Origin of the sequence: Clostridioides sp. ES-S-0001-03, assembly GCF_020676075.1 — a bacterium.
Classification (GTDB): domain Bacteria; phylum Bacillota; class Clostridia; order Peptostreptococcales; family Peptostreptococcaceae; genus Clostridioides.
Genome location: NZ_JACVWJ010000018.1, coordinates 1 through 24,510, shown reverse-complemented (window position 1 = coordinate 24,510; position 24,510 = coordinate 1). Strand labels below are relative to the sequence as shown.

30 protein-coding genes and 1 pseudogene are annotated in these 24,510 nt (G+C 29.9%); 2 read left to right on the top strand and 29 right to left on the bottom strand.

Annotation, left to right across the window (positions count from 1 at the left end; all coding sequences use genetic code 11):
* Positions 1 to 115 precede the first annotated feature (115 nt).
* The 3 genes and pseudogenes from IC174_RS20250 to IC174_RS20240 all read right to left on the bottom strand — a co-directional run bounded on the left by IC174_RS20250 (position 116) and on the right by IC174_RS20240 (position 1,764).
* The gene (locus IC174_RS20250; RefSeq protein WP_227483886.1) at positions 116 to 565 is read right to left on the bottom strand and encodes a hypothetical protein; all 450 of its coding nucleotides are present in this window, start codon (positions 563 to 565) and stop codon (positions 116 to 118) included.
* Positions 565 to 1,320 (bottom strand): annotated as a pseudogene (locus IC174_RS20245) (ATP-binding cassette domain-containing protein); the annotation flags it as partial. The pseudogene IC174_RS20245 and the gene IC174_RS20250, both read right to left, overlap by 1 nt.
* Before the next feature lie 93 nt (positions 1,321 to 1,413).
* Complete coding sequence (locus IC174_RS20240) at positions 1,414 to 1,764, bottom strand: BlaI/MecI/CopY family transcriptional regulator (RefSeq protein ID WP_227483885.1); 351 nt, start codon at positions 1,762 to 1,764, stop codon at positions 1,414 to 1,416.
* A gap of 385 nt (positions 1,765 to 2,149) precedes the next feature.
* On the opposite strand from IC174_RS20240, the gene IC174_RS20235 reads away from it, so the two are divergent.
* Together IC174_RS20235 and IC174_RS20230 are read left to right on the top strand one after the other, a co-directional pair.
* Entirely contained in the window at positions 2,150 to 2,509 is a 360-nt protein-coding gene (locus IC174_RS20235) for a DUF3796 domain-containing protein (RefSeq protein WP_227483884.1), read from the top strand.
* A 2-nt stretch (positions 2,510 to 2,511) separates the two neighbouring features.
* Positions 2,512 to 2,712, top strand: a complete 201-nt coding sequence (locus IC174_RS20230) for a helix-turn-helix transcriptional regulator (RefSeq protein WP_227483888.1) — start codon at positions 2,512 to 2,514, stop codon at positions 2,710 to 2,712.
* 390 nt (positions 2,713 to 3,102) lie between these two features.
* Here IC174_RS20230 and IC174_RS20225 read toward each other — a convergent pair whose 3' ends face one another.
* The 26 genes from IC174_RS20225 to IC174_RS20100 form a co-directional block, all read right to left on the bottom strand.
* On the bottom strand, positions 3,103 to 4,719 hold the full coding sequence (locus IC174_RS20225; RefSeq protein ID WP_227483883.1) for a DUF6765 family protein: 1,617 nt from the start codon (positions 4,717 to 4,719) through the stop codon (positions 3,103 to 3,105).
* 224 nt (positions 4,720 to 4,943) lie between these two features.
* Positions 4,944 to 5,774, bottom strand: coding sequence for an N-acetylmuramoyl-L-alanine amidase (locus tag IC174_RS20220; RefSeq protein ID WP_227483882.1), 831 nt, complete (start codon positions 5,772 to 5,774; stop codon positions 4,944 to 4,946).
* The gene (locus IC174_RS20215) at positions 5,774 to 6,031 is read right to left on the bottom strand and encodes a phage holin family protein (protein WP_227483881.1); all 258 of its coding nucleotides are present in this window, start codon (positions 6,029 to 6,031) and stop codon (positions 5,774 to 5,776) included. Before IC174_RS20215 ends, IC174_RS20220 begins: the two co-directional genes overlap by 1 nt.
* 16 nt (positions 6,032 to 6,047) lie before the next feature.
* Positions 6,048 to 6,278, bottom strand: coding sequence for a hemolysin XhlA family protein (locus IC174_RS20210; protein WP_227483880.1), 231 nt, complete (start codon positions 6,276 to 6,278; stop codon positions 6,048 to 6,050).
* Positions 6,279 to 6,311: 33 nt separating this feature from the next.
* Positions 6,312 to 6,449: an XkdX family protein gene (locus IC174_RS20205; protein ID WP_227483879.1), complete on the bottom strand. Its 138-nt coding sequence runs from the start codon at positions 6,447 to 6,449 to the stop codon at positions 6,312 to 6,314.
* A complete protein-coding gene (locus IC174_RS20200; RefSeq protein ID WP_227483878.1) occupies positions 6,449 to 6,748 on the bottom strand; it encodes a hypothetical protein in 300 nt (99 codons plus the stop codon). The genes IC174_RS20205 and IC174_RS20200 overlap by 1 nt, the downstream gene beginning before the upstream one ends.
* A complete protein-coding gene (locus tag IC174_RS20195; protein WP_227483877.1) occupies positions 6,745 to 8,589 on the bottom strand; it encodes a phage tail protein in 1,845 nt (614 codons plus the stop codon). The genes IC174_RS20200 and IC174_RS20195 overlap by 4 nt, the downstream gene beginning before the upstream one ends.
* Positions 8,582 to 9,229, bottom strand: coding sequence for a YmfQ family protein (locus IC174_RS20190; RefSeq protein WP_227483876.1), 648 nt, complete (start codon positions 9,227 to 9,229; stop codon positions 8,582 to 8,584). The genes IC174_RS20195 and IC174_RS20190 overlap by 8 nt, the downstream gene beginning before the upstream one ends.
* Positions 9,226 to 10,362, bottom strand: coding sequence for a baseplate J/gp47 family protein (locus IC174_RS20185; RefSeq protein ID WP_227483875.1), 1,137 nt, complete (start codon positions 10,360 to 10,362; stop codon positions 9,226 to 9,228). The genes IC174_RS20190 and IC174_RS20185 overlap by 4 nt, the downstream gene beginning before the upstream one ends.
* A gap of 8 nt (positions 10,363 to 10,370) precedes the next feature.
* Positions 10,371 to 10,829 (bottom strand): DUF2634 domain-containing protein, encoded by a 459-nt coding sequence (locus tag IC174_RS20180; RefSeq protein ID WP_227483874.1) that lies wholly within the window; start codon positions 10,827 to 10,829, stop codon positions 10,371 to 10,373.
* The gene (locus IC174_RS20175) at positions 10,804 to 11,169 is read right to left on the bottom strand and encodes a hypothetical protein (protein WP_227483873.1); all 366 of its coding nucleotides are present in this window, start codon (positions 11,167 to 11,169) and stop codon (positions 10,804 to 10,806) included. Before IC174_RS20175 ends, IC174_RS20180 begins: the two co-directional genes overlap by 26 nt.
* Positions 11,162 to 12,124, bottom strand: a complete 963-nt coding sequence (locus IC174_RS20170) for an XkdQ (RefSeq protein ID WP_227483872.1) — start codon at positions 12,122 to 12,124, stop codon at positions 11,162 to 11,164. The genes IC174_RS20175 and IC174_RS20170 overlap by 8 nt, the downstream gene beginning before the upstream one ends.
* Positions 12,121 to 12,792, bottom strand: coding sequence for a LysM peptidoglycan-binding domain-containing protein (locus tag IC174_RS20165; protein ID WP_227483871.1), 672 nt, complete (start codon positions 12,790 to 12,792; stop codon positions 12,121 to 12,123). The genes IC174_RS20170 and IC174_RS20165 overlap by 4 nt, the downstream gene beginning before the upstream one ends.
* A 60-nt stretch (positions 12,793 to 12,852) precedes the next feature.
* The gene (locus tag IC174_RS20160) at positions 12,853 to 13,248 is read right to left on the bottom strand and encodes a hypothetical protein (RefSeq protein ID WP_227483870.1); all 396 of its coding nucleotides are present in this window, start codon (positions 13,246 to 13,248) and stop codon (positions 12,853 to 12,855) included.
* Between the two features lie 29 nt (positions 13,249 to 13,277).
* Positions 13,278 to 14,060, bottom strand: a complete 783-nt coding sequence (locus IC174_RS20155; protein WP_227483869.1) for a hypothetical protein — start codon at positions 14,058 to 14,060, stop codon at positions 13,278 to 13,280.
* An 82-nt stretch (positions 14,061 to 14,142) separates the two neighbouring features.
* On the bottom strand, positions 14,143 to 18,423 hold the full coding sequence (locus IC174_RS20150; RefSeq protein WP_227483868.1) for a phage tail tape measure protein: 4,281 nt from the start codon (positions 18,421 to 18,423) through the stop codon (positions 14,143 to 14,145).
* A 176-nt stretch (positions 18,424 to 18,599) separates the two neighbouring features.
* Positions 18,600 to 19,097: a phage tail assembly chaperone gene (locus IC174_RS20145; protein ID WP_227483867.1), complete on the bottom strand. Its 498-nt coding sequence runs from the start codon at positions 19,095 to 19,097 to the stop codon at positions 18,600 to 18,602.
* An 83-nt stretch (positions 19,098 to 19,180) separates the two neighbouring features.
* Positions 19,181 to 19,594 carry a phage tail tube protein gene (locus tag IC174_RS20140; protein WP_227483866.1) on the bottom strand — a complete coding sequence of 138 codons (414 nt, stop codon included), beginning with the start codon at positions 19,592 to 19,594 and terminating at the stop codon, positions 19,181 to 19,183.
* 15 nt (positions 19,595 to 19,609) lie between these two features.
* Positions 19,610 to 21,031: a phage tail sheath subtilisin-like domain-containing protein gene (locus IC174_RS20135; protein ID WP_227483865.1), complete on the bottom strand. Its 1,422-nt coding sequence runs from the start codon at positions 21,029 to 21,031 to the stop codon at positions 19,610 to 19,612.
* Between the two features lies 1 nt (position 21,032).
* A complete protein-coding gene (locus tag IC174_RS20130) occupies positions 21,033 to 21,245 on the bottom strand; it encodes a hypothetical protein (RefSeq protein WP_227483864.1) in 213 nt (70 codons plus the stop codon).
* Positions 21,246 to 21,248: 3 nt separating this feature from the next.
* On the bottom strand, positions 21,249 to 22,070 hold the full coding sequence (locus tag IC174_RS20125; RefSeq protein WP_227483863.1) for a hypothetical protein: 822 nt from the start codon (positions 22,068 to 22,070) through the stop codon (positions 21,249 to 21,251).
* The gene (locus tag IC174_RS20120; RefSeq protein ID WP_227483862.1) at positions 22,071 to 22,346 is read right to left on the bottom strand and encodes a hypothetical protein; all 276 of its coding nucleotides are present in this window, start codon (positions 22,344 to 22,346) and stop codon (positions 22,071 to 22,073) included.
* 2 nt (positions 22,347 to 22,348) lie between these two features.
* The gene (locus tag IC174_RS20115) at positions 22,349 to 22,795 is read right to left on the bottom strand and encodes a hypothetical protein (RefSeq protein WP_413927209.1); all 447 of its coding nucleotides are present in this window, start codon (positions 22,793 to 22,795) and stop codon (positions 22,349 to 22,351) included.
* Positions 22,761 to 23,138, bottom strand: coding sequence for a hypothetical protein (locus IC174_RS20110; protein WP_227483861.1), 378 nt, complete (start codon positions 23,136 to 23,138; stop codon positions 22,761 to 22,763). The genes IC174_RS20115 and IC174_RS20110 overlap by 35 nt, the downstream gene beginning before the upstream one ends.
* Positions 23,135 to 23,473, bottom strand: a complete 339-nt coding sequence (locus IC174_RS20105; RefSeq protein ID WP_016056319.1) for a hypothetical protein — start codon at positions 23,471 to 23,473, stop codon at positions 23,135 to 23,137. The genes IC174_RS20110 and IC174_RS20105 overlap by 4 nt, the downstream gene beginning before the upstream one ends.
* Before the next feature lie 39 nt (positions 23,474 to 23,512).
* Positions 23,513 to 24,510 (bottom strand): hypothetical protein (locus IC174_RS20100; RefSeq protein WP_227483860.1); only part of this gene is annotated, 998 nt, incomplete at its 5' end.

Below are 24,510 nucleotides of genomic sequence, written 5' to 3'. Positions count from 1 at the left end.
CCAGTATATATTTTTTACAATTTATTAGAATAAAATTCATATATTGGGAAATATTAATAGTAAATAAATAATTGTTGCTATAAAGTAGAAATTATCTTTAAAAGCACAAATTAATTTACAGTCTCTTTATAAGATAAGTACTTAAACTAAAATTATCACCCATCTTAATGATAGAATATGGAAAACATATAATCATCGAAATTATTACAGATACTATAGTTGATACAAGAATAGAAATCACTCTAGCTAAATTTAAACTTTTAGCATCCATAACAGTTTCTATGATACCATTGGTTTTGTTTCTATAAATACTATCCATCTCATATATTGTAAACATTGAGAATAAAACTGTACCTATTAAAGCCCCTAACTTTGCTGGATTAAGTAAAACAGGTATACTCAAACTAAGTGATTGTCCTGAACTACCTTGGGGCAATAATCCAGGATTTTCATACATTATTATTGATAGACCTGGTATCAGTGCTATTACTACTATGAAAGTCCATGTAATCTTTGAGCTAAAAATCCTCTTTATCTCATCTTTGATAAATTTAATTGATTGCATTACTTTATCTCCTCCTCAGATATTAAAAACATATACGCATCCTCTAATGATGGTTCTACAGGTATCGCAAATTCTGGAAGCTTATGACTTACAATACGATATGAAGTCCCTGTTGTAGTAAGAATACTTGATGTAACTTTAAATTTGCTTGTTTTATTGCTATGTATTTTTCCATTTTTATCTTCATAAACTCCAACATGTCCCTCCGCTTTTTTAATTAACTCTTCAGAACTTCCATCAAAGAGCACATTTCCTTTATTTATTACTATTAATCTATTACATACAGACTGAACATCTTCTATAATATGTGTGGACAATATTACAATCTTATCTCTTGAGTTTTTTGAAAATAAATTACGGAAGTTTATTCTCTCCTCAGGGTCTAGTCCGACTGTAGGTTCATCTAGTATTAATAACTCTGGATTTCCCATTATTGCTTGAGCTATTCCAACTCTCTGTTTTTGACCACCTGATAGGGTCTTAATCTTTGAATTTATCTTTTCTAATAAATTAGTTTGGCTAATAACTTCTTCTATTATCTTTTTTGTGTTCTTATTAATACCTTTTAAAACTGACATGTACTCAAGAAATTGATACACTGTCAACTCATCATACAAACCAAATTCTTGTGGTAAATATCCTAATTTACTTTTTAAATCTGTTTCATTCTGTTTAAGGGGTTTACCATTTACTAAAATCTTACCTGAAGTTTGAAGTATTCTTGAAGTCAAAAGTTTCATTAAAGTACTTTTACCTGCTCCATTAGGATATTATGATTTAGTCCGAATAAGTAAAACATCTATAACAATTGAAATAAGTGGTATCCAATCAAATGGACACCACTTATTTTATTCATCAATATCATCTTCTTCTAAATTTTTAAAATACTCTTCTAACTTATCTAAGCTTTTACTATCTAAAACTTCATCATCATGTAAGGCTGAAATTAAACTCTTAAATGAATTATTGTGCATGAAACTAAAGAAACTCTTTGTCTCGACCTTTAAATAATCTGTTTCCTTTATAGCTATAGTATAATATGTACATCTATCTACCTTATCAGTAGTTAAAAATCCTTTATCTACTAAATTTTTTAGAAATGTTAGTGTTGTACTCTTCTTCCAGTCATACTTCAACTTCATGGCTTCTATGATATCTCTTGAGGGTAATACATCATCTACTCCCCAAATATACTTCATTAGTTTACACCTCTTACCAATTTATGTATAACTAAATTTTATAACAATAAGAGTATGTAATCAATTGAATTAGAATATCTATATTTATTCCAATTTATTCCATATAAAAATAATTAATAAAAAATATACAATTATAACATGTCTTATGTTCTAGTATGATAATTTTTGTTCGTTTTATTGTTACAACTTCTACTATAGTTTTATGTATTTCTTTTTAAATAATAAAAAACTACTTATTTTATTAATAATATAGATAAGTAATATTTATAAAATATTTTTTTATATTAAATTTATTTTTTATATTGCATGACAACCATAAAATGTTATATATTCTTAACAAGAAGTTAAAAATACATCACATTACATAGTATGGGAGGAATTATTAATGAAAAATTTTAAAGAACTAAATAAGCTTGGATTTTTAGGTTTCTTAGGTTTTCTAGGGCTAATTGGTATATTATATAATGGTGAAATACATACAATTAGCTTCTGTGCGTTTTTTGTTTTCTTTAGATACTTTAATATAATGCCAGATGAATTATTTAAAGAAAATTTAAGAAAAGCAGCAACACCAGCATTTTTCTTAACACTTACATCATTATCAGCATCTATGGTTATATCTATTATTTCAGATAAAACTTCTAATATAGAAAATGGACTAGGAATTAGCTTTTCTATAGCAATGATTAGTTTTATAGGAATTTTCGCATATCTACAACATAAAGAAGGAAAAGGACTAGAGTAATGATGATTCGTTCAAGAACTAAAGAATATAGAGCAAGGTACAATATGAATCAAGAAGAACTTGCATCATTGGTAGGTGTAAGAAGAGAAACTATTGGCAACCTAGAAAACGGAAAATATAATCCTTCATTGAAACTAGCATTTGATATTGCTAATGTATTTAATGTAAGCATAGAAGAAATTTTTGAATATATAAAGGATTAACAACTTAAAGCAAGAGAATTGTAATAATAAAAATATAGTTCTCTTGTTTTTATGTTATAAAAAATGATATTTCTAGTTTTATGTATCCTGTTAATATTTGTAATATTTTATATACTCTTTATACTTATTATTGATATACTTTAATTAAGAAGATTAAATATAATATAAGTTGGTGGTTATTTATGAAAAAGAATCTAAATACTTTTTTATGGTATATATTAGGTATATTTCTTTCGGGCTTTATACTATCATTGATATTTGGAAAATGGATATACTTAGTTTCTTATATACCTACGCTTTAAAAGGTAGCAACTAACGCTAGTTGCTACCTTTTAATCTATCTATTAAATAAAAATTTCTAATTTGGCTTTTAAACATTCTTTCATGTAATTATTTCATACAAGCAATCCCTAGACAATCTAAATATCTTTTGCTATACTCTGAACTAAATTTATATACTGAGTATGAACCCTGAAGGGCAAATATTTGTTTACCAGATTCTGGTTCTAGAGTAAAGTTTCCATATTTCTTAAATGCTCTTTCTTCTCCTGCTGTTATAGTTTTTCCTTTTTTAGTTAAAAAAGTTATTTTACCTATTGTTCTAGCTGGTATAGGTAAACCAGTAAACCATCCTATAGAACCACTTATTTTAATTATGTAATCATCTGCATCTAAATCCATAGATACTATGCTACCTCCAAAAGGTTCTCCATGTAGTTGAGTTTTATATTTTCCATCATACACAAACTGTATAGCATCAACTATAAAAGCTCCTCTAAGTATAATCTTTGTTAATTTATTTCTATTTTTAGCAAATTGGTTGTCATCAAAAGTCTTGAATTCACAATATTCACTACACATTTCTTCTAACTTTAACACCTTTTCTTCTAAGAAATTACTTACATAATCCACATGTTTCTTGGCTACTATATTAAAATAATAATAGTTAGTTTTTTTCTTATTAGAAGATTTTTCAAATTCATTTTTCCATTTGTTTTTATCAAAGTTATCTAAAGAACTATATCCTAAAGCTTTTATTGCTTTTTTCCATGCATCTGACTGGTCATCTTTTCTAGTTGTTATTACTTTTGTAACTTCTATTTTCTGATTTTCTGTTAAACTCTCATATTGATTTAGGCTAAAATCAGTACCATTCTTAATACACTTTAGTGCATATACCATTTGACAAAATGCTTTAAAGAAATTATCTTGATTATTTTTTTGTATCTTCACTTTATCATCAGTACAACTCCAATTTGGAACATATCTGTAATTAAGATATCCATAGTCTGGTATATGACCCATTCTTCCATGTCCAAGATATGCAATTCCTTCATATCCACCAACCTCAGGAGTACCAGAAACATTAATAGCATGCCAGCTACCATTACGATATTCTTCTGCTTTAGTCCATTTAGTTTCTTCTATGTATTTACTTTCTTCTGCTATAAATTCTTTAACATCATTAATATACCATTCAGGTCTTCCAATAAAATACATGTGTGCCCATGTATCTGCAAGTACATGCATTCTCATTCCAATAAATTGTAATTTATATTCTTCGGTACTATGAAAATAGATAAGGTCATTTATAATAGAAGAAACAGTTTCACTATTTGGTAAACACATTAATCTAAATCTTCTCTCATCTCCATCTTTAAATTTCCAGTTTGTTGTAAGTCCTGTACTTTCTTTAACTCCATTATATTCATATTGGTTGTTCAAATTTCCAGGTAAAAAATGAAATGGTATCCATACTTTTCTTATTTCATTCAAACTATCAAGATTCCATTTATAGCCCCATGAAGTAAAATCTGCATAATATTTTTCAAATTCTAAAGTTGTCTGTACTGTAGGTAGTGTAAAATTTACATCTTCAAGAATCATACTCTTAGTTGATTCATCCACATATTGAGCAGCATAAGCTATTGTATTTGCATCAGAATCATTATAACCAGCTATTTTAGCTGCAAGATATGTACCATAATAGTGAAAATCTAAATTCATAAAATCACCTCTTAATTTTATTTTAATAAATTAAATATTCAAAATATTCAACACTTGCTGTCTAACTAGTCATCAAAAACGCATAAATAGTCAAAAAACATATTTTTTCTAGAAATATATGTTTTTATAAATTTAATAAATATATTTATAAGAAAAAATAGATAAGAAAAACTTTGATATAAATTTTTCTTATCTATATACTTGTTTAAATAAAACTTTAAAACTTATAATTTTTCTTTTACAAATTCTCTAGCCTTATCCATTGTTGACCACACATCATCAGCATATATCTGAGTAAACTTTTCTCCTGTGGTCTTACTCATTTCTTTCATCTTATTACAGGTTACTCCACCAATTACATACAGATTTTGCGTTTGGTGTGGCTTATAGTCTTTTATATCTGTAACTAAATAACTTTCTTTTAATCTCTTGTAATATAGTCCTAAAATGTCTGCTGATACCTTATCATCACCACTGTACACTATTGTGTGTTTATACATTTTGCCCACCTCTACATTATTTATAGTTTTATTCAATACGCCTTCTACGATTAACTTAGCCACACCCTCATATCCAAGTTTTTCTGCCTTCTCATAATCTTCTTTATTGTCGCAGAAGAAACTTTCAATTAATATTGCTGTAGGCTTTGAACTATTTAAGATATACAAACTTTTATCTAATTTAGCACCTCTATTTTTAAATACTGTGCCTAGTTTCTTACATATTCTAGTTGCATACTCTAAACCTTTATTACTATAATATAGCACCTCTGAACCTTTTCCTTGACCATCACTTGCATTTAAATGTAACTCTATGAGTAAGTCATATCCCCCACCATTAACTCTAGGTATTTTATATGACTTTTCTTCATTCTTAGTTTTAAACTGCTTTTCGGGGCATATTATTACGTCCGCCTTATGACCTTCTTTTCTGAATGTATCTGCTAATACTGGTGCAAGAGATTTATTATATTGATACTCGTTAACTACTCCATCAGCAGAAGTACATGCACCACTTTTTAAAATACTGTGTCCTACTGTTATACATATTTTCATTACTTTTCACCATCCTTTAACTGTTTGTAAGTTTGATTTATACCTATTGATATACCCCAGCAAATCACGCCTTGTAAGACTGCGTCAGCATTTAACCCTAACATCCATACTGAAAAACCTACTCCAAGTGCTAATAACACTACTGGAATATACTTGTTATCTAACTGTTTATACTTCTTACATCCTGCTCCTATAACATAAAGAGCAGCAACTAAAATTAGCAACTGCTCTGGTATGAAACTTATTAAATTATCCATTTATTTTCCTCCTAATTTAAAATATTCCTCTTTGTATGGCAAATATAAAGAACCCTACAAGTGTTGTAATCATTGTTCCAATTAGCCACTTGAGCATACTGGTAAGTGAGTTTAAATTCTCACACAATGCTTTTAATTCTGCTTTAGATTCTATATTCGCTATCTTTAATTCGTCTATTTCTTCTTCATGCTTATTTATTCTTGTTTCATGTCGTTTTAAATCTGCGTCGAAAAGTTCTTCATTCATGTAAGCCTCCTAATTTTTTGTATTGAAAAAGAACTATGCTACATAGTCCTCTCCTGTTATTTCTTTATATTCACTTGCTGTTATCTTATTCTTTGTAACTGCTGTTTTAACTTGTTCTTTAGTCCAGTTATCATTCTTATAGAAATCTGTAATTATTTTATACCAATTCATTATATCACCCCATTTGACATTAGTTGAAATGTTAAATCTGCTATTGTTTGTTCTGTAGAATTTACTTTATCTTCTATGCTACTTTTAATATCTGTATATCTATAGAAAACCTCTTTAGTATTTATATTTATAAATAACTTTGCTTCTTTATTTTCTATATATTTTTGAGTTGGTAAATTCTCAACTAAAATACCCTCTTTTAAATCTTCCTCTGATAATACGCTTGGTTCATAGTGTATCATCCCAATATATTTTATATTTTCTTCTTCTGTATCCATTAAATTTCCTAAATAAATCATAATTCTTCTCCTTTTTCATCTGAATAAACCTTTTTTGATAATACATTTCTGTAAATACCATAATTAATAAAAAAAACTAAATTATTTATTATAATCATATCTTTCCCTGGAGATGCATCATAAAGTGCACCACAACTTTTAACTGTCGTAAAAGCATTTAAGTCCTTTTTTTGGAAAGGATTACTAGAATTTGGATATATAACATATATATAACCGTTATATATATCGAAATTTGTGCAATGACTAGCACCATCAGAAATAATCAAATTTAAATTTGCATCATATTTGACTAAACCGCCTTTGTTACTACTATCAACTTCAATACTTGCATATCTATCAGATACAAAAACAAAATCGTTTAAAAACTTAATATTTTTTTCATACAAATATCCACCTATCCTAAAATCTTTAGCTATAGTAAAATCAAAATTTATTTTAGATAAATGACAGTCTGTAATACTACTTGTGTTTGAATGTTCTGTTGTTGCATAAATACCATTTTTGTTGCAAACAAACTTGCCTCTATTAAAATTGTAAATTTCATTTGATGATAAATTCTTAGTTAGCATTATATACATATCAGATATTCTTATTTTATGGAGTATTGAAGAAGTTTCATTTCCGTATACTCCATAAATATAATCTCCATATGCACACAATTTATAATAAGCACCTTCTATAGATTGTATCTCTCTCCCTGTTGTTTTATTTATTTTATATAATTTGGTATTATCAGATATAAATAAATATTCTTGAGTAATGCAAATACATGAGAAGTTAGCACTAGCTAAAGTAATATCAAAAGCTACAGATTCATCAATTGCATTAATTTTAATTAAATGTGTACCTACAATAACATAAAAGTAAGGTTTCTCACATTCAAAAGCTTTTAAATCTCCTGAATATTTATCAATATATTTAAAAGAACCATTTGATATTAAATATGAAGTATAGCCAGATAATTTCGTTTCTTTTAAATCCAATCTACCTTCTTTACTATTAACTTTATTCTTTATTTCTTCCCATGTATCACTTGTAGTAACATCTGCACCTTTTGAAGTTAATGCTGTTACTACATTATTCTTAGCATTAACTCCACTTTGAAAAACCTCTTTTAAAGCATCTTCTACATTATTACTAGTAAATAGATTATCTGTATCTTTTATACTTGTTTTCTCTGCTGTTGTTTCTATGCTATCTACGCTAGTTTTTACTTCATTTATTGCACTAACTATATTTGTTTTATCTGTTGTTTCAAGTAATGTTGTATCTCCTATTTTTCCATTTAAATCCGTCTTAGCAGTTTCTATGTTGGTTGTTAACTCTGTTTTAGTTGTATCTATTTTAGTGTCTAACTTATTGATATTTGTTAATATTTTTTCTTCATCTTTTTTAGTTAAAAATATCGCAGTTGGGTCAACAACTAAGGTCACTTTCTCTACATTAGATACCTCTATGATAAATTTCAAATACAAATCTTTCATAGCTCCATTACCAACTTTTGGCTTATATGTTTCAGGACTTTTACAAATTGCAATCATGTCGCCTTCAATATCTATAAGAGCCATTTCTCTAACTGTAAATCCACCTATTGAACCAGGCACACATGCTGTTGCAATAATCCAATTAGGATTATTTTCATCCTTGTCAAAAGAATTTATATTTCCTTCCCAAACTTTATTTTTTAATGATGTTTGGTCTTCTGTCGGATTGTAATAGCTTCCTCCTCCATCGCCTGCTTGAATCTTCTCTAGTACTACTGATTTGCCTAGCATTCCTGCGTTAGCAATCTTAGCTTTACCTATATTTGTAAGTATAGTGTAAAATTGTTCATCAGCCATTTATACCACCTCCTTTTGGATATACTGTCAATATTTCTGAACTCATGTTATGAGCTAATGCAAACTTAGCTTTAACATTAGCTTTTACTTCTTTACTTGAATAAGGATATACTGTTATTTCTTCACTCATAATTGTTGTTTGTGCAAAATAAGTTTTACTTTTTAATAAAGATACTAACTTATAACTTACAGATAGATGAGAAGGTTTTATAACATTTACTCTCTTATATAAATCTTCTAAATCTCTAGGAAAACCTTGAGTACTGGTTAATTCAAAACCAAAAGTATATGGAGATATGTTTTCATTTATTTTTATATTTGCACCTGTATAAGATTGAAGTATCATAGACATTCTTTTAGGCGTCATAATATATTTGCTTTGGAGCTTAGCAATGACTTTTCTTCTTCTAGTTTCTATAGGTTCATCTAAGTTAGTAGATAAACCTACTCTATTTTCCCAAAAACTTAAACCCCATGTTGCACTTTGAGGAAATAACTGTAATTCTATTTCTTTATTTAATAACTCTAGATTATCAAATTCGCTTCCTATAGCTTCATATATAGAGTTCATAATTAAACTTTGCTCATATATTGGTGACAATGTAAGAAGCATTTCTCTACCTTTTTTAGAAGCTATCATCCAACCACCTCGTTAACTATTTCCCCTACTCCGACCACTTGGTCCTGCAATTTTATATTTTCTTTTACATCATTTATAGTAAGATTAGAAAAGTCCTGTATACCTTCGTCTGTCAACATCATAGAACCTACTATTGCCTGTATAGCATTGTATGAGACTATTCCACCTAAATCAATCTTATCTAAATATTTGTCTATCTTAGCTTTTAGATTGTTCAATACTGTTTCTTCACTAAAACTGTTACTAAATATAAAACTAGCTTTTACATTAATAAGTAGTGTTTCGGGTGTTACAACTGTTACTAAAGCCCCAATAGGAGCTTTCCCGTCTCTATTTTCTTCTTCTGATATATTTAATGGATATATATATTCTTGGACCTTATCTATTAATTCTTGTGTTGCTGCTTTCCTATTTTTATCTAGTATTAATACTTTTACTGTCCCTGCTCCATTCCATTCGGGAACTACATAAGCATACCCAACTCCAGCTACTTCTTTAGCCCATCTTATATAATCTGAACTGGCTCCACTTAATCGGTCCTCTTGTTCTGACACAAGGACTCTTTCTCTAAAATGTTCTTCGTCTTCTACATCTGTTCCACCTTTGAAATCTTCTTTATTATTAACAGATTTAACACCACTAATAGAACCTAATAAAACAGTTACAGTATTTTGAGATACATCTCCTATAGTTCCTGTAATCCTACATTCTGCTTTAATATCTACTATTTCATTTTCTTCTATAATTTTAGTTTCAAGAAGCTCAAACTCTATACTCTGCTTTTCATCAGTTGCAACAGTAGTTACTACAGTCCCTTTTGCAATGATAGTTCCTTGTACACCTGTAAATGTAACCATGCCAACCGATTTAGTTGGTTGATTTTTAAATACTCCCTTACATTCACCAAGCCACTCTAAATAAGTTCCATAGCTAGTTTGAGGAAATGCAATCTTTAAATTATTTTGTAGTCCTAGTTGTTTTAACTGTGCAGCTTCTTCTGCTGTAGGTCTTGTTGCATCATAAATAAAGTCCCCTTCTAGTGTGCTCACATCTTGAAAGTTGCTTAACATTCTTTCATGTATAGTGTCTTCGTCTTCTGTTAAAAACACTGGTATAGATAGTTCTCTTTCCATATAATCACCTACCTTTTTATGTTTCCATCTATAGTTATATTTTCATCATCTATTGTTAACACGTCAAATTCATATTCTACTAACCTGCTATTCTCCAACCAATTAAAACTAAATTCTCCTACTTCTTTTGTGTAAGGATGAACTAAAACAGTTTCTTTTATTAACCTAGATATTTCAAGTTCTTTAGCACTTTGAGACAGGTTACTAGCAATTAAATCTTTTATTTCACTTCCATATACACTAGAATAAGCTGACCGTTTGTATCTAGGTGTTAATATAGCTTTTTGACACCATTGTTTATATGCTTGAACTTTATCACATTTTTTTAATGTTCCATCTGCATTTTTGACAAATTCACCTTTTATAAAATCAAATAAAAAAGACCCCTTTAGGTCCAGTTCATTTTCATTATTATTTTTTAATTCTACAGTTTCAAAAGTTTCATTTTGTGGAAATAGGTTTGGCATTTACAACCCTCCCAATTACTACAAATTCAGCCCCCATAATAGCTACTAATACATTATCACCTATATCTAGTGGCTTTAATTCTTCTGGAGTTTCTATTTTATGTTTATGTCTATATTCTGCACCTAACATTTCATCTGAAAGAGTAAAATAATCTTCTTTCAATGTTAAATTCTCTAATACTAAATAATCTTGTATTTCATCTTTATAACCACTTACTTTAAGACCATTTGTTGTTATTTCTGCAAGTGAACAACCCATTCCAAAGACTCCATCATTAACACTTTTATTCATTTTTTCTTTTAATATTCTAGCAACTCCATTAAATCTAGCATCAGTCATTGTTATAAAATTTCCTCCTTATATATTCTAAGGTTCCTATATTTAGTTTCATTTTTGGTGTAGAGTCTAATGTATGAGTGGCATCTATAACATAGTACTCTTTTCCTTTTAAACTTACTTTGTCACCTGCTCTTATTCTATTTATATCTACTACGCAATCAACACTTATTGTTTCTTCGCCCGAATTAAACATTGCTTCTGCTACTTTCTTAGCTTCTTTTGCATTAGTTATCTTTTCATCTTGTTTAATCTTTTGTAGTGTTCCATACTTATCTGAGTCCTTCTTATATGTGCCAATGATAGGTGCTTTTGTATTTTCATCTTTACTCTTACCTAGCACTTTTACGGAAGTTACTGCATCATTAAAACTACTTATAAAGTTTGCATCTTCTAATATACTATCTAATTTATATACATTTGCATTGGTCCCAAGCTTAAATAATTTCAATTTATTATCCATTCTTACTCTAAATAAATCTCCACCCTTACTAGCTGTTTCCTTTAAATCTTTTTTAATCATATCTAGTATATTAGTCTTATGTATTACTTTAGCAAGTTTCTTCCCTGTATTAGCTAGATTGTAGTAAGGTATATTCCATTGTTTGCAGTAATATTCGATTCTCTGTGTTGCTGTATTTTCTTTAAAACTATATTGTTCTTCTGATTCTTCCATATAGACTGTTCTTTCTCTGCAAGACAATGTCAGTTTCTTACTTTTTTCACTTCTTCTAGTTTCCCATATGACTCCATCGAAGATTGTTTCTTCTTTTTTACTCTCATACGCAATGTCAATTAGAACTATTTTATCACCTTTTTTAATCCCTATATCTTGCAAAGTTTTAGTTTCTATTAAGGATACATCCATTTTATATGCAACTCCATCTATAGCTTCTGAAAGAGTTATTCCTTCATTAAAATTTGCAATGTCATATTTATTATTTAGTATTATTTTCATTTAGAAGGTATCACCAACTTTTGTCCTTTTTTAATAATATTTGGATTTTTACCAATAACTTTTTTATTTTCAGGTATATTATAAATTTCTTGCCACCTTGAACCTTTACCTAGAAATTTCTTTGCAATACTCCATAAAGTGTCTTTAGATGTAACTGTATATATTTTTGCTGATGATTGAGTATTAGGTCTATTATCTTTTAAATCTGTTTTAGTATTACTTTTAGTTTCTTTTTTTAATGTCTCTATTTTTAGTTCTCTGTAAGTTCTAAATGTTATCTCAATGTCTCTGTCTTCTTCTCTTCCTGCTGTTTGAGTATTGCTAAAACTAGATATTGTAACTAATCCATTGTAACCAAAACCAGTCATTATAAGTCTTAGAGGTTCGGCTTGGTCTACCCATTTTTCAAGCATTGCAACTATTTCAGTAGGATTTTTTAACTCGCCATATCTGCAATAAGAAGCATCATATAAGTTAGGTAAGAATGTCTTGAATGATATTTCTCTTATCTTCTCTCCTTCTTTTTTAATGTCAAATTCACCTAGATTTACTATATCTACAGTTTCAAATCTTTTTTCTTTTTTTATAGATAAAGAATCTTGTGGATTTACTGGAAAATGAAAATCTATTTTTTCTTTTTCATTTTTTAGGTATATGTCTATTACCAAGTTATCACCTCTTTTTTACAATAAAAAAGCACTTACTCTTAATAAGTAAATGCTTTTCTCTTATTCATATTCTTTTTCTAAAGCTTCATCAATAAGTTGTTGCACGAAAATGTTGTCTATTTCTTCGTCTTTACTGTTTGTTTCCCATTCCCAACCACTTATGCACCTAATTATATAGTCATCATACACTCCCAAATCGTATACACTAGATAGATTATTTATACTTACTTCTCCTAGGCCTTCTACAAAATCAGCAAACTTCTTCAATTTATATATTTTCTCATTGAGCATAACTAAGTAATCTTGATGCAATTCCTCGTTATATGTCTTGCATGTCAACCATTCTATATCAATGCTAAAAAGAGTTGGTTCAACTAAAGTTTCTTTTATACACTTTTTTATATAGCTAGTTTTTATATTATCATCTAATATATATAATACCTCTTGTTTTTTCATATATGCACTCCTTAAAAATGTCTATATTATTAGTTATTAAATGCTGGATGTAACCATACATTTTCTGCCATGTTCATAAATTCATCAGTTGTTGTAGCAATCCAATTTATGCCCTGTAGCGTACTTCTACTATACTCAAATGACAAAACTTTTTGTTGGTCTTTATTACCCGAGCTATCAATTAAATTCGCTACAAACCAAAACTGATATTGCGTGATACTACTTGAATATTTTTCAGCTGTAGCTTTTATTATATTTTTTGCAGATAGAAAACCACTTTTTAACATATCCTTAGGACTAAAGTTATCCAATAGTTGCATTTTTATAACTGCAATTTTATTGTTTTCGTCTAATTGTGTGTATTGAACATCCAATACGCTACCTTTTTCCATAGACTTTATTTCGTTTTTTATATTAGTCCCTACATCATTTTTATTATTATTATCTTCTGCATTATTTTCTTGGCTATTTTTATCTTCTTCTTCTTTTTTCTTGACCTCCTCTTGTGCTTTCTCTTCGTTTTCTTCATTCATTTTATTTTTAGACTTATTATTGTCTGTATATGAAACTTGTTTAACTGGTGTAGAATCCTTATCATCTAAACCTCTTGTAAGATAAATTGACCTAGCACAACTCATTGTTAATAAAGCTAAAAAACATCCCAAGACAATTTTACCCTTATTTTTATTTCCAACAGCTTTCACTAAAAATTCGATTGAAAAAACCACAAGTGTAATCGGAAAAAAACATATAGCCATAAGAGCTATAATAATTCTCATAACAATATTTAGTTTTTTAAATTTCTGCCACATAAAATTTCCCCCTCATAAATTTGCATATTTTAACAATATTATATCATTTATAAGGAGGATTTTTTTTAACAACAATTCGACATTATCCAATGTCTTGTAATGCTTCTCTTATTTCACTTTCTACTTGAGATAATATTTCTTGTATCATATCTTCCTTGTTATTACTCTCTTGAATATTGATAGATATTCCACCTAAATTTATTGTATTCCCATTATTTGAAATTAAATTCTGTGGTTGAGCTTCTCTATATTCTTTATTATCTGTATCCAAATCATTTGTAAAAGGAAATTGTCTAACATTATTTACAATATTAGAATAACTTCCTCCAATTTTTTGTGATGGAGTTGAGCCTAATCCTAACATTTTACCTGTTTGTTCATACAAGCCTATCGCTCGATTTCTTCTATTGTTAGAAAGAGGAATTACCATTTCAGCTCCATCTTCTCCGCATATAGAAGTTCTTGTTGCGACTCCACCATCAGCAAATCGACCAAATATATTACTTAGTATTCCGCCTCCTTCATTTACTGTTCTTTTGACAGTTGTTTGAGTAGTCTTAACATTAAAAGATGCAGAGATTGGTGCTGAAACTGTTGCTCTTACACTATTCCAATAGCTAATAACTTGACTCGACATAGCACTAACTTGACTTACTACAGAACTACACATAGCAGAAATAGCACTTATAGCTGAACTACTTAAACTTGTAAAAGATATTCTAGCACCATTGTACATACTACTACACGCTACTCTAACATTTGTTGCTAACATATTAAAAGAAGTTGTAGCACCATTATATAAACTCGAACCTGCTTCTCTTCCAACTTGAGCTAATTGGCTAAAGCTTTGCTTAGCCCCATTATACATATTTGTAGCTCCTTGTTGGACTGTTGCAGTAGCTTGGTTAAATGCTGTATCTATGCCAGTTGTAAGATTAGAACTGTTAACTTGAGGTGTAGCATTATTTAAAGCATCTGTAACACCTTGTTGAGTTGCTACTCCTAATTCATTACCTTTTTGTTGTACTACTGGCACTCCTGCTTGAACTCCACTAACAACACCATTTGTTATATCTGTTCCGAGTTGTTGTCCTGCCTGTTGTACAGTTGGATTTCCTTGCGTTAGAGCATCTACAACCTGTTGGTTTGCTTGCTGTGCTGTTTGAGAAGCTGAACCTTGTATTTGTGAAGATGCTTGAGTAAAGATACTCCTTACAGTTTCTAGAGCCTTTGGTCCTTCTATTCCTAGATTATTCAAATTTTCTAGAACCTTACTAGCTTGTGTTTCTATTGGAGTGCTAAAGTCTACATTAGCAAATACTTGCCCCATATTTCCATCCATTTTCCCTAGGGCTTCTTGCATTTGTGGTCCTATTTGGTTTACAGTTCCAAGCATGTTACTTATTGCTCCATTTATTCCCTCTTGATTAAATCCAATTTTGAATGAATTAAATGTGTCGCTTAAACCTTGTTTTAGATTTGTAGTATCTAGTACAGTAGAGGCTTGCGAGAAAATAGTTCTTAATGTGTCTATAGCTTGTGTTCCTTCCAATCCTAGACTATTTAGATTCTGTAATACTTTAGTTTTTTGCGTGTCTATAGAAGAATTAAAATCCACTCCCTTAAAAATCTCTGATGCTTTACCACCTAGACTTTTCAATGTTTCTAGAGCCTGTGGTCCTGTTGATTTCAGCGAATTTAGCATTCCAGTAACTCCGTCTTTCAACCCACCTACATTAGTTCCTTCTTTAAATGCATTGAAAGCGTCGCTCATACCTTGTTTAATACGGTTAGAAGAACCAGCTCCATATTTATTTATAAAATTCATTGTTTCTTGTATGCTATTTCTGTAGTCTTCTGCATTCAATTTTCCTGCCTTAAAGGCATCATCTAAGTTTTTAGTAATTTTGTCAACTTTTTCATCAGGTCTCATATTAGCACTTACACCCGACAAAATTATAGCCATGTTATCGTCCAAACCTCTCATCATAGTAAGAGAACCTTCACCCATACCATTTAAGCTACTACTTAATGCTTTTGCAATTTCTCCTGACTTTCTCTCAGTTATATTTTTAGATTGTTCAAAAGCTGTTGAAAAAGCTTTTGTCACTCCTTGTAATTGTTTTTGGCTAGCAGTCTTCAACATAGCTGTTGCATTTGAAGTTTCTCCTGCTATATCACTCAAAGCTTCCTTTGTATTTGTTTTTATCTCTGACATAGTTTTGCCAAAGAGATTTTTTAATGAAGAAGCTTTCTCTCCCCAACTTTTATTTGATAGTAATATTCCTATAGCTTGACCTATAGCACCTATAATTATAAGAAGATTTCCTCCTATAAGTTTTATTGTTCCTCCAACTCTTTCCATGAGTCCTGTTACAAAATCACCAAAGACACCAAACCTCTCTTGCAAAGACATTATTGCCACTTTATTATTAGAGATAGCAACAGACATTCCTGCAAAAGACACAACTATAGCTCCTATAGCAATTGGTAATAACATTGCACTTATGCTTGTAGCTCCTATAGCTGCCTTAAGTATTCTTAGCGACTTTATTGCACTACCAAAAGCAAATGCTACTTTTAATAATGTAATTGCACCAATTAATGCTCCGATTCCAGGTAACAAAACTTGGAATCCTGCCTTTATCTTATCAAAATTATTAACAAATTTTTCTGTCACTCCAACTATAGAATCACCTATCTTCGGCATATCTTTTATAAGTTTTTCTACAAATCCTCTTGTCATAGGTCCTAGTCTTTGCCCTACGCTTATTCTTACATCATCTATAGCACTTTTTAAAATAGTAAATTGACCTGACAATGTATCAAGTTTCATGTCTGCTATCCTCTTAGCTTCTCCTTCACTTTCATTTATAGCTGTTGTTAGTTTATTAAAGTCACTTTCACTAGCATTTACAACAGCTGCCCAACCTGCCATTGCTGTTCTTCCAAAGATAGATTGTATAGCAGCTCCTTTTTGTACTCCTTCAAGTCCACCTAATTTTTCTCTAAGACCAACGATTGTTCTAGCTAAATCTAAATTTCCATCTTTTGTTTTCTTTATTTCTATTCCATATTTATTCATTGCTTTTTTGGCTTCGGCTGGTGGTTTTATTAATCTAACTAATCCGCCCCTTAGAGCAGTACCTGCCATACTTCCCTTGACACTTGCACTAGCCATTAGACCTGTTGCAAGAGATAAATCCTTCATTGAGACACCTAAAGCTCCTCCAACAGAACCCATATATTTAAATGTTTCACCCATTCTCTCAATATCTGTATTTGAGTTTGTAACTGTTGCTGCCATAACATCAACAAACATTCCTGTATCTTTTGCAGTTAGCCCTAAAGCAGTTAAACCATCAGTCACAATATCTGCTGTTAGTGCTAAATCTGTCTGACCTGTTGCTGCCAAATTCAAGATACCTGGTAAACCAGCAATCATTTCTTTACTTTTCCATCCAGCCATTCCCATATAATACATTGCATCAGCTGAATCTTTAGCTGTAAAGCTAGTTGTACGACCCATTTCCCTTGCCATTGCAGTCATTTCTTCCATTTCAGATGAAGTTGCACTCGAAACAGCCTGAGCATTTTTCATTGATTGCTCAAAGTCTGCAAATCCTTTTACAGCAGAACCTACACCAATTCCACCTATCAAAGCACCTGCCGCAGTAGCCAATTGAGCAAATTTACTAATAGCTCCACTCACAAAAGAGTTTATCTTTCCTGTAATTCCTCCAAGTGCTGAACTAGCTTCATCTCGAATTTTGACTGCTGCTTCATATCTCTTACTCACAAATTCCTGTAATTTATTTTTAGTTCGAGAAATAGTATTTATAGCTTCATCAGCTTGAGACTTTATTTTTATAATAGTATCAGCTTTTAAGTTCTGCATCTTAGCTTTCACTTTATCTATTATAGAACTAGATTCGTCTTGACCTCTGATTATTATAGGAGGTACAGGCTTAGCAACTTCTTTTATCTTATTATTAACTTTGTTAACAGTAGAACTCGCGTTATCTGTAGCTTTTATCCTTGCTGTTACTGTCTTTCTAGCCTTATTAACATTGTTGCTAGCCCTATTAGCAACATTACTTGCATTATCTGTAGCTTTTATCCTTGCTGTAACAGTTTTTTTTGCTTTATTCATGTTATTATTAACTTTATTTACAACACTTGAAGCTTTATCTGTAGCTTTTATAGCAGGATTAACCTTTATTCTATTAAGTGTTTGCATCCTTTTTTCAGTTTGCTTCATGTATTTTTCCATTGCACTTAGTTTGGATTTTGTTTCTCCATCACCTTTTGCATTTATGACAACGTCAATATGGTACATTTCCTTTTTAGCTATTTCCCTCACCTACCTTTCTAAAAATATTTATTTTTTCATAGCTTTATTTTCTTGCTCTATTTCATTTTGAGTAAATACTTTCATTAAGCGTTGAGACATTAAATTTTTCTTGACATAAATATCTGGGGGAACATGATGCTTAACAAAGATGTTATTTAAAACAGTCAGTCGTCCCCCCATTTTTATTAGTTTTTTATATCATCGTCACTTATTTCATCATAAAAACCGGATAATTCTAATATTTGGTCACTTATTTTACTCAATTCTCCTGCTAGGAATTTTCTTTTTATAAATTCTCTAGCATTTGTTACTTTCATAGCATCAAGTAATTTTTGATTAGAAAAGTTAGGTTTCACAGTCCCTTTTTCTATCAATGCTAGATTAAACTCATCATCATTTAATTTTTCTTCTCTTCGCCCTTGGACTTTTACAATTTTAGTGCAATCTTTTCTTATTTTACTAATCTCTTTTTCTGTTAATGCTTTCAATGTGATTGGTATTCCTAATCTTTCTAAAAACACAGTTCTTTCGGGTACTGGTGAATCCTCCAATAGTTTTGCTATTATTTCATCCTCTTTCATCTTCAACCTATCTTCATTCGTTTCTTCTATTTCTTCATCTAAATCATAATCTTCTTTTTCTATTTCCTCATTTTCTAACTCTCTTTTATACATCTCTGACATACTATTCCTCCAATATTTTTAATTTTAAAAAGCTACAAACAAAGTTAATTGTTTATAGCTTTAAAGTACAACACTATTTTGTTTTAAAGTTCATTTAACAAATCATATCCTCTAAAACTTCCCTCTACTTCTATTTTTACAATCTCACCAGCTTTAGAATTTATAAGAGGTAATTTTTTCAATCTACAGTTCTTTAATCTAATACTTTCATATCCTAATGTCTCAGGATTAGATAATTTATATATTATTTCAAAAGACCTAAATCCTAATTTTGCAAATCTTGAATCTGTCTTATATCCATTTAAGGAGAATGAACCCTTAGTAGTCCCAACTCTTGATATTTCATTTTGACAACCTAACAGTTTGATACTTTGCTCATCTTGCTCAAAATCAGCTTTTATTTCTTCCATGTATAGTTCTTCTACACCATCAATAAGTATAACTACATCAGAACCATTCAGAAAACTGGCTTCTTCTATATAATCATCATTGTACATAATCTATAACCTCCTTTATCCTAAATAACCAGTACCATATATTTTTTTCATCACATCAACCTTAATCGCATCCCATTTCCAGTAAAATTCATCTGCTTTGGCAGTTGCTTGAAGTTCTGTATCTATATCAACATTGAATTCTGATATAATACCTTGTGACATTAATTCTTCAAAATATTTCTTTAATGCACATATAACAGTTGTCTGCCCTGTTGAATCGTTGAATATCTTACCTACAAACTCTTTTCTTTTCAATGAAGTATCTTTATTTATAGTGTTAATAAACATAATATTAGAGATATATCCCATAGCTTCATTCTTATCATCTACATACTTTTTAAATGTATTTACATCATCAACAACTATTACGTCTCCATCATCAAAATCTAAAACTAAAGTACCACTCTTTAAACACTCTTTAACTTCTGATTGGCTTAGTCTTGGTTCTACTTCTTCAAATATAGTCTTAGCATTACATATACTACCTGTTATGCCTTTGCTTACTGCTAATGCTCCTATATAAACAGCTACTTCGCTAGGTGTATATTTTATTCCCTCATAATAAGCTGAGCTTCCAGTGTTAATTATATTTTCATCATTAAAACTTTTTGATTTATCATTAATTTGTTTTATATTATCCTCTGTTTTTCCCCCTAGAAATAACAGTATGTCTTTTCCTAATTCTTTATTTTTAGCCACCCAAGCCTTCGTAGTTTCTTGCAAAGCTTCCTCAGCTACACCATCAAGTACAAAGCTATCAAAACTATATCTCTCAAATTCTTCTAATGCTTTTAGATAAGATTCATTAGTGATAGAAGTACAACCATCATTACCACCCTCAAGTGCTACATTTACTAAGTTTGCTAATGTTGTATCACTATCAGCTACTTTAGTTGCAATTACATACTCATTATCTAAATTAGAGTTTATTTCTAGCACTATTTCATCTATAGTACCTTTAACACTTGAACTAAATAACTGTTTAGTTCCTTCAAAGAATATAAAATCCTTTTTATCTGAATCTACTAAATTAGATTTTATTGTTACATTAAAGTTTCTAGCTGTTGGATACTTAGTTTCTAGTTTAATTACATCTTTTGCAGTATTTTCTGTAGTATCTTTAAGTATTAATGTACCATTTTTTTGTTTTCCATCTACGAGCCTATATAGTAACAGTTCTTTTACATTCCCTAGTAAAGCTAGTTTTCCTAACTTGTAAGCTGAATAGTTAATATCATCACCAAGTAAAGTTTTAAGTTGTCTCAAATCATTTTTTATTGTTATTACCTTACCTACATCTCCCCAATTAGCTTTAACTGGCATTGCTAATCTACCCTTTAAACCTGTGTTTGTAGACTTTTCTGCTTGTGTTTTAAAGCGATTATAAAAACCAGGTATTTCTTTTTTTTCTTTTTCATTCCATGTTCCAGTTGCCAATTTACTTCACCTCTCTTTCTAAGAAATCTTTTATTAATTTTTCAAACTCTGCCTTTGTAAGTTCTTCTTTCTTGCAATTAAATAAAGCACCTGCAACTACTTCCTTCTTGTAGCCAAGTGCTTCACTATTTTTTAAGAAATCATTTTTCAAATATTTTTCTTCTTGCTTACTTGCACTAGTCTTTTTATTAATTGTTTCAGCCAACCCATGCACCTCCTATCTTAAATTTCCATTGCTATAAATTTTATCAATAGTATGACCTTCTCTTTTTATCTTGCCTATCATTTTGAACACAACTGTTAATTGACCACTAGAAAACATATCTGATTCTCTATCCTCAACTACGCTAACAAGAGTTAAATACATGTTTTTATCTTCTCTAAGTCTTACTCTCTTATCTATCATTAACTTAGTCTCTAATTCTTCAAGAAGCTTAACTATTTCATCTTTATTTTTGCTAACAACATGACATTTCATAGTTTTGGTAATCTCAATCAGATGATAATTTATTCTTTTGTTTTCAACATTTGTAGTTCGCCACAAACAGCTTGGAGCTATAAAGTTTTTCTTCCAATTATCTTTGTAACTCTCTATTTCCAATAAATCTTTTGTGTACTTAGATAGAGCTTCTACCCATCTATCATTAGTTATATCCTCTTTATCATGTAAAGCTATTACACTAAACCTTATACCTCTTGCTATAGCATCCCATTCCTCAACAACAATATCATTTTCACTTGTACCTTTATAAATGCAAGTAAAAGCTTCATTTTCAGATTCATCAACTATAGTATTCATGTCTAAGATTTCAATAACTTGTTTAGTTAATTTATCTAACTTCTTAAATGTAGTTCTACCTTCATAAATCCATACTTCTATACTTCTTTCAAAACCTATTGTTTCTCCATTGTCATTGTCTTGCCCTTGCACAACTACCATATAAGGTTTTTTAGTATCCTTGTTTGGTACATTAGGTTCATAACAACCTTTCAATTCTTTTATATTATCTATTAAAGCTTTTCTTATTCCTGCTCTCATTTATTTACACCAACGATTGAACATTTCACTAATTAATTTCTTTTCTGTAGACTTATCAATATCTTTTTTTACTATAAAGTCGCCATTTAATTTTATTTCATCACAAACAAGTTCCACTTTTACTGTTGGTATACTGCAACCTTTAAAGTCTAAATGTACAGAAGTAGCCTTATTAGAAAAGTCTACGCCATCAATAATAAGCTTTCCTATTCTTTTTTCTTCACAATAATCAAGAGTAACATTTGTTAGTTTCATATCATCTAAAGTATCTTTCAATTTTAATCACTCCAATATCTAAAAATTATATTCCCTATTTTCCCTATATTTTTATCAATGGTTGGTTTTATAATAGGCATTGCTTTTGTACCAGGATGTTGAACTGATTTTACAGGATGTGAAGCACCTCTCCAGTATAAAGCTTGAGCTGATTTTGGAGTAATAACATGTGGTTTTGAACCTTCTTCAAGTATACCTCCATATTCTGCACCATGCGATAATCTAATAATGAAATTATTTCCTCCTCCAAGAGTTTTAGCATTTAAACTTTGTCTTGCGTGTGATGTTCTGTCTGTCCAACTTGCATTTGCTTTAGCTTCACCTTCTAGCGTTGCACTTGCACTCATGCAAAGTACAAACATACCTGCTTTTTTTCTATTTATATCATTTATTGCATTTGTGAAAGCACTCATTTTAATCAATCCTTTCAAGTGAACATTGATACCCACAAAGTTCTCCTTTTACAATTTGAGGATATATATTAACTATTTTCATTCTCCCATATATGCACTCAAACTCTAAAAAATCTCTACTGTTAACCTCTAAGACAACATCACTACTTACTAACATTCCATAAGTTCTAATAGAACTAAAAGTACCTTGCTTTTCACTTGATATTTGTTTCTCTGCTGTCTTTTCATTAAATATTCTAACAGTACATTTTATCTCTGTTTCAATTTCTTCAAAAGCTCCTTCTATTTCAGTTTTTTTAATACTAGTTATAGTAATATTGGTGGGGTTCATATTAATAGTTCTTATTATGTCTTTTCTTCTTCTATCAATATTTATCATATTTCAAATTCTGTGCTAATACCTAACATAAAACTTCCCTTTTCTTTTTTGTTAGTACACATATCCTTGAATTTATCTGCATTTTGATAAGCTACAGATACTAAGTCTTTTATACTAGAGCTTTTATATGTTTCTTGACCCACTTTATACTCATACATTTCCCCTACTGTATTTTCATATTGTAAAGATTTTAATACCCATCCTTGGGAAGCTGCACAGTAAATACAGTCTGCTTCTTCTAAAAACAAGTTTAATTCTTCATCTGTGAATGATTTTTTATCTTTATCATTTAATAATAGTCTTAATTTTTCTATTAAATTACTAGTTGGTGTCATATATTATCACCTCATAAAAATAACACTCTTATGAGTGTTTTATCTAAAACTTATTTCTTGTACATTTTCTTCTACTGCTGCAAAAGCACCTCTATAACAATGACCTACAATTTGGTTTTCTACTAACTTACTTAAATCAGCATTTCCAACCTCTGTTGTTAAATCTCTTTTTATTAATTCTTTAAATCCTCGCTTAGGTCTTACCAAATATCCTTTGCCTGGTGTAACACCTTTGTAAGAATATGTTTTTTTACCAACAGTAACCTCCCACCCATCATAATAAATTACTGTTGATATATTTTTTATAGATGGATACATGCTTCCGTTTAATAAATGTCCTCCATTTAACGCCATTTCTATTTCAATTTGGTCAGCACTAGAAGCTATTAATATATTACCTTGTCTTTTTGCTATAACTGTATCTTTTTGTGCTTGTGTTAATGTTCTCCAAATTCCTAGCCATATTGGGTCATTAGCTTCACCTTTAAAAGCTGTCTTATTAGAAGCTTTATAATTAAAATTTATTATTGGGCTTAGATGTATATGGTTCAACAATGCATTGTAACTCTCACCAATTGATTTATTTAATATTTCAACACTAAATGTTTGGTTAAAATCCTTCATTTCTTTTGTATACTCAAAACCAGTTGTATAAGTTTGTATCCTTGCAACTGGACCATTTTCTGCATTTATTGTACCGAATTTAATTTCTTCACCTTCTATATGCTCTAGAAATACACAGTTACCTTGTAAAGCCCACTTAGCATCCATAACTTGTGGTAAATTAGAATCTGCTATACTGTCATATATTGGTTTATATAATAGTTGTACTTGCTCTCTGCCCAGTTCAACATCTAATACAACTTTTCTTAATAACTCTTTTAAATTTGAAGTCGAGCTAAAGGTCATAATTTCACCAAGTGGCTTATTCAACTCCAAAGTTTCCATTTCTCCATTGGATATTTTCTTTGTTACATATTCCATTTCTCCATTTACTATAAATGGTATATCTTCTTGTAAAGTTTCTTTTCTTTTTT

Coding starts and splice junctions, on each gene's coding strand:
- IC174_RS20140 (WP_227483866.1), bottom strand. CDS start 19,594: ATGTACAATGATGATTATATAGAAGAAGCCAGTTTTCTGAATGGTTCT.
- IC174_RS20170 (WP_227483872.1), bottom strand. CDS start 12,124: ATGAAAATAATACTAAATAATAAATATGACATTGCAAATTTTAATGAA.
- IC174_RS20160 (WP_227483870.1), bottom strand. CDS start 13,248: ATGAAAAAACAAGAGGTATTATATATATTAGATGATAATATAAAAACT.
- IC174_RS20220 (WP_227483882.1), bottom strand. CDS start 5,774: ATGAAAATATGTATAACAGTAGGACACAGTATTTTAAAAAGTGGTGCA.
- IC174_RS20210 (WP_227483880.1), bottom strand. CDS start 6,278: ATGAATGAAGAACTTTTCGACGCAGATTTAAAACGACATGAAACAAGA.
- IC174_RS20205 (WP_227483879.1), bottom strand. CDS start 6,449: ATGAATTGGTATAAAATAATTACAGATTTCTATAAGAATGATAACTGG.
- IC174_RS20110 (WP_227483861.1), bottom strand. CDS start 23,138: ATGATAAATATTGATAGAAGAAGAAAAGACATAATAAGAACTATTAAT.
- IC174_RS20230 (WP_227483888.1), top strand. CDS start 2,512: ATGATTCGTTCAAGAACTAAAGAATATAGAGCAAGGTACAATATGAAT.
- IC174_RS20240 (WP_227483885.1), bottom strand. CDS start 1,764: ATGAAGTATATTTGGGGAGTAGATGATGTATTACCCTCAAGAGATATC.
- IC174_RS20200 (WP_227483878.1), bottom strand. CDS start 6,748: ATGATTTATTTAGGAAATTTAATGGATACAGAAGAAGAAAATATAAAA.
- IC174_RS20145 (WP_227483867.1), bottom strand. CDS start 19,097: ATGTCAGAGATGTATAAAAGAGAGTTAGAAAATGAGGAAATAGAAAAA.
- IC174_RS20175 (WP_227483873.1), bottom strand. CDS start 11,169: ATGACTGATGCTAGATTTAATGGAGTTGCTAGAATATTAAAAGAAAAA.
- IC174_RS20190 (WP_227483876.1), bottom strand. CDS start 9,229: ATGATAGCTTCTAAAAAAGGTAGAGAAATGCTTCTTACATTGTCACCA.
- IC174_RS20250 (WP_227483886.1), bottom strand. CDS start 565: ATGCAATCAATTAAATTTATCAAAGATGAGATAAAGAGGATTTTTAGC.
- IC174_RS20105 (WP_016056319.1), bottom strand. CDS start 23,473: ATGACACCAACTAGTAATTTAATAGAAAAATTAAGACTATTATTAAAT.
- IC174_RS20235 (WP_227483884.1), top strand. CDS start 2,150: ATGAAAAATTTTAAAGAACTAAATAAGCTTGGATTTTTAGGTTTCTTA.
- IC174_RS20225 (WP_227483883.1), bottom strand. CDS start 4,719: ATGAATTTAGATTTTCACTATTATGGTACATATCTTGCAGCTAAAATA.
- IC174_RS20125 (WP_227483863.1), bottom strand. CDS start 22,070: ATGAGAGCAGGAATAAGAAAAGCTTTAATAGATAATATAAAAGAATTG.
- IC174_RS20185 (WP_227483875.1), bottom strand. CDS start 10,362: ATGGAAAGAGAACTATCTATACCAGTGTTTTTAACAGAAGACGAAGAC.
- IC174_RS20215 (WP_227483881.1), bottom strand. CDS start 6,031: ATGGATAATTTAATAAGTTTCATACCAGAGCAGTTGCTAATTTTAGTT.
- IC174_RS20155 (WP_227483869.1), bottom strand. CDS start 14,060: ATGTGGCAGAAATTTAAAAAACTAAATATTGTTATGAGAATTATTATA.
- IC174_RS20195 (WP_227483877.1), bottom strand. CDS start 8,589: ATGGCTGATGAACAATTTTACACTATACTTACAAATATAGGTAAAGCT.
- IC174_RS20180 (WP_227483874.1), bottom strand. CDS start 10,829: ATGCCAAACCTATTTCCACAAAATGAAACTTTTGAAACTGTAGAATTA.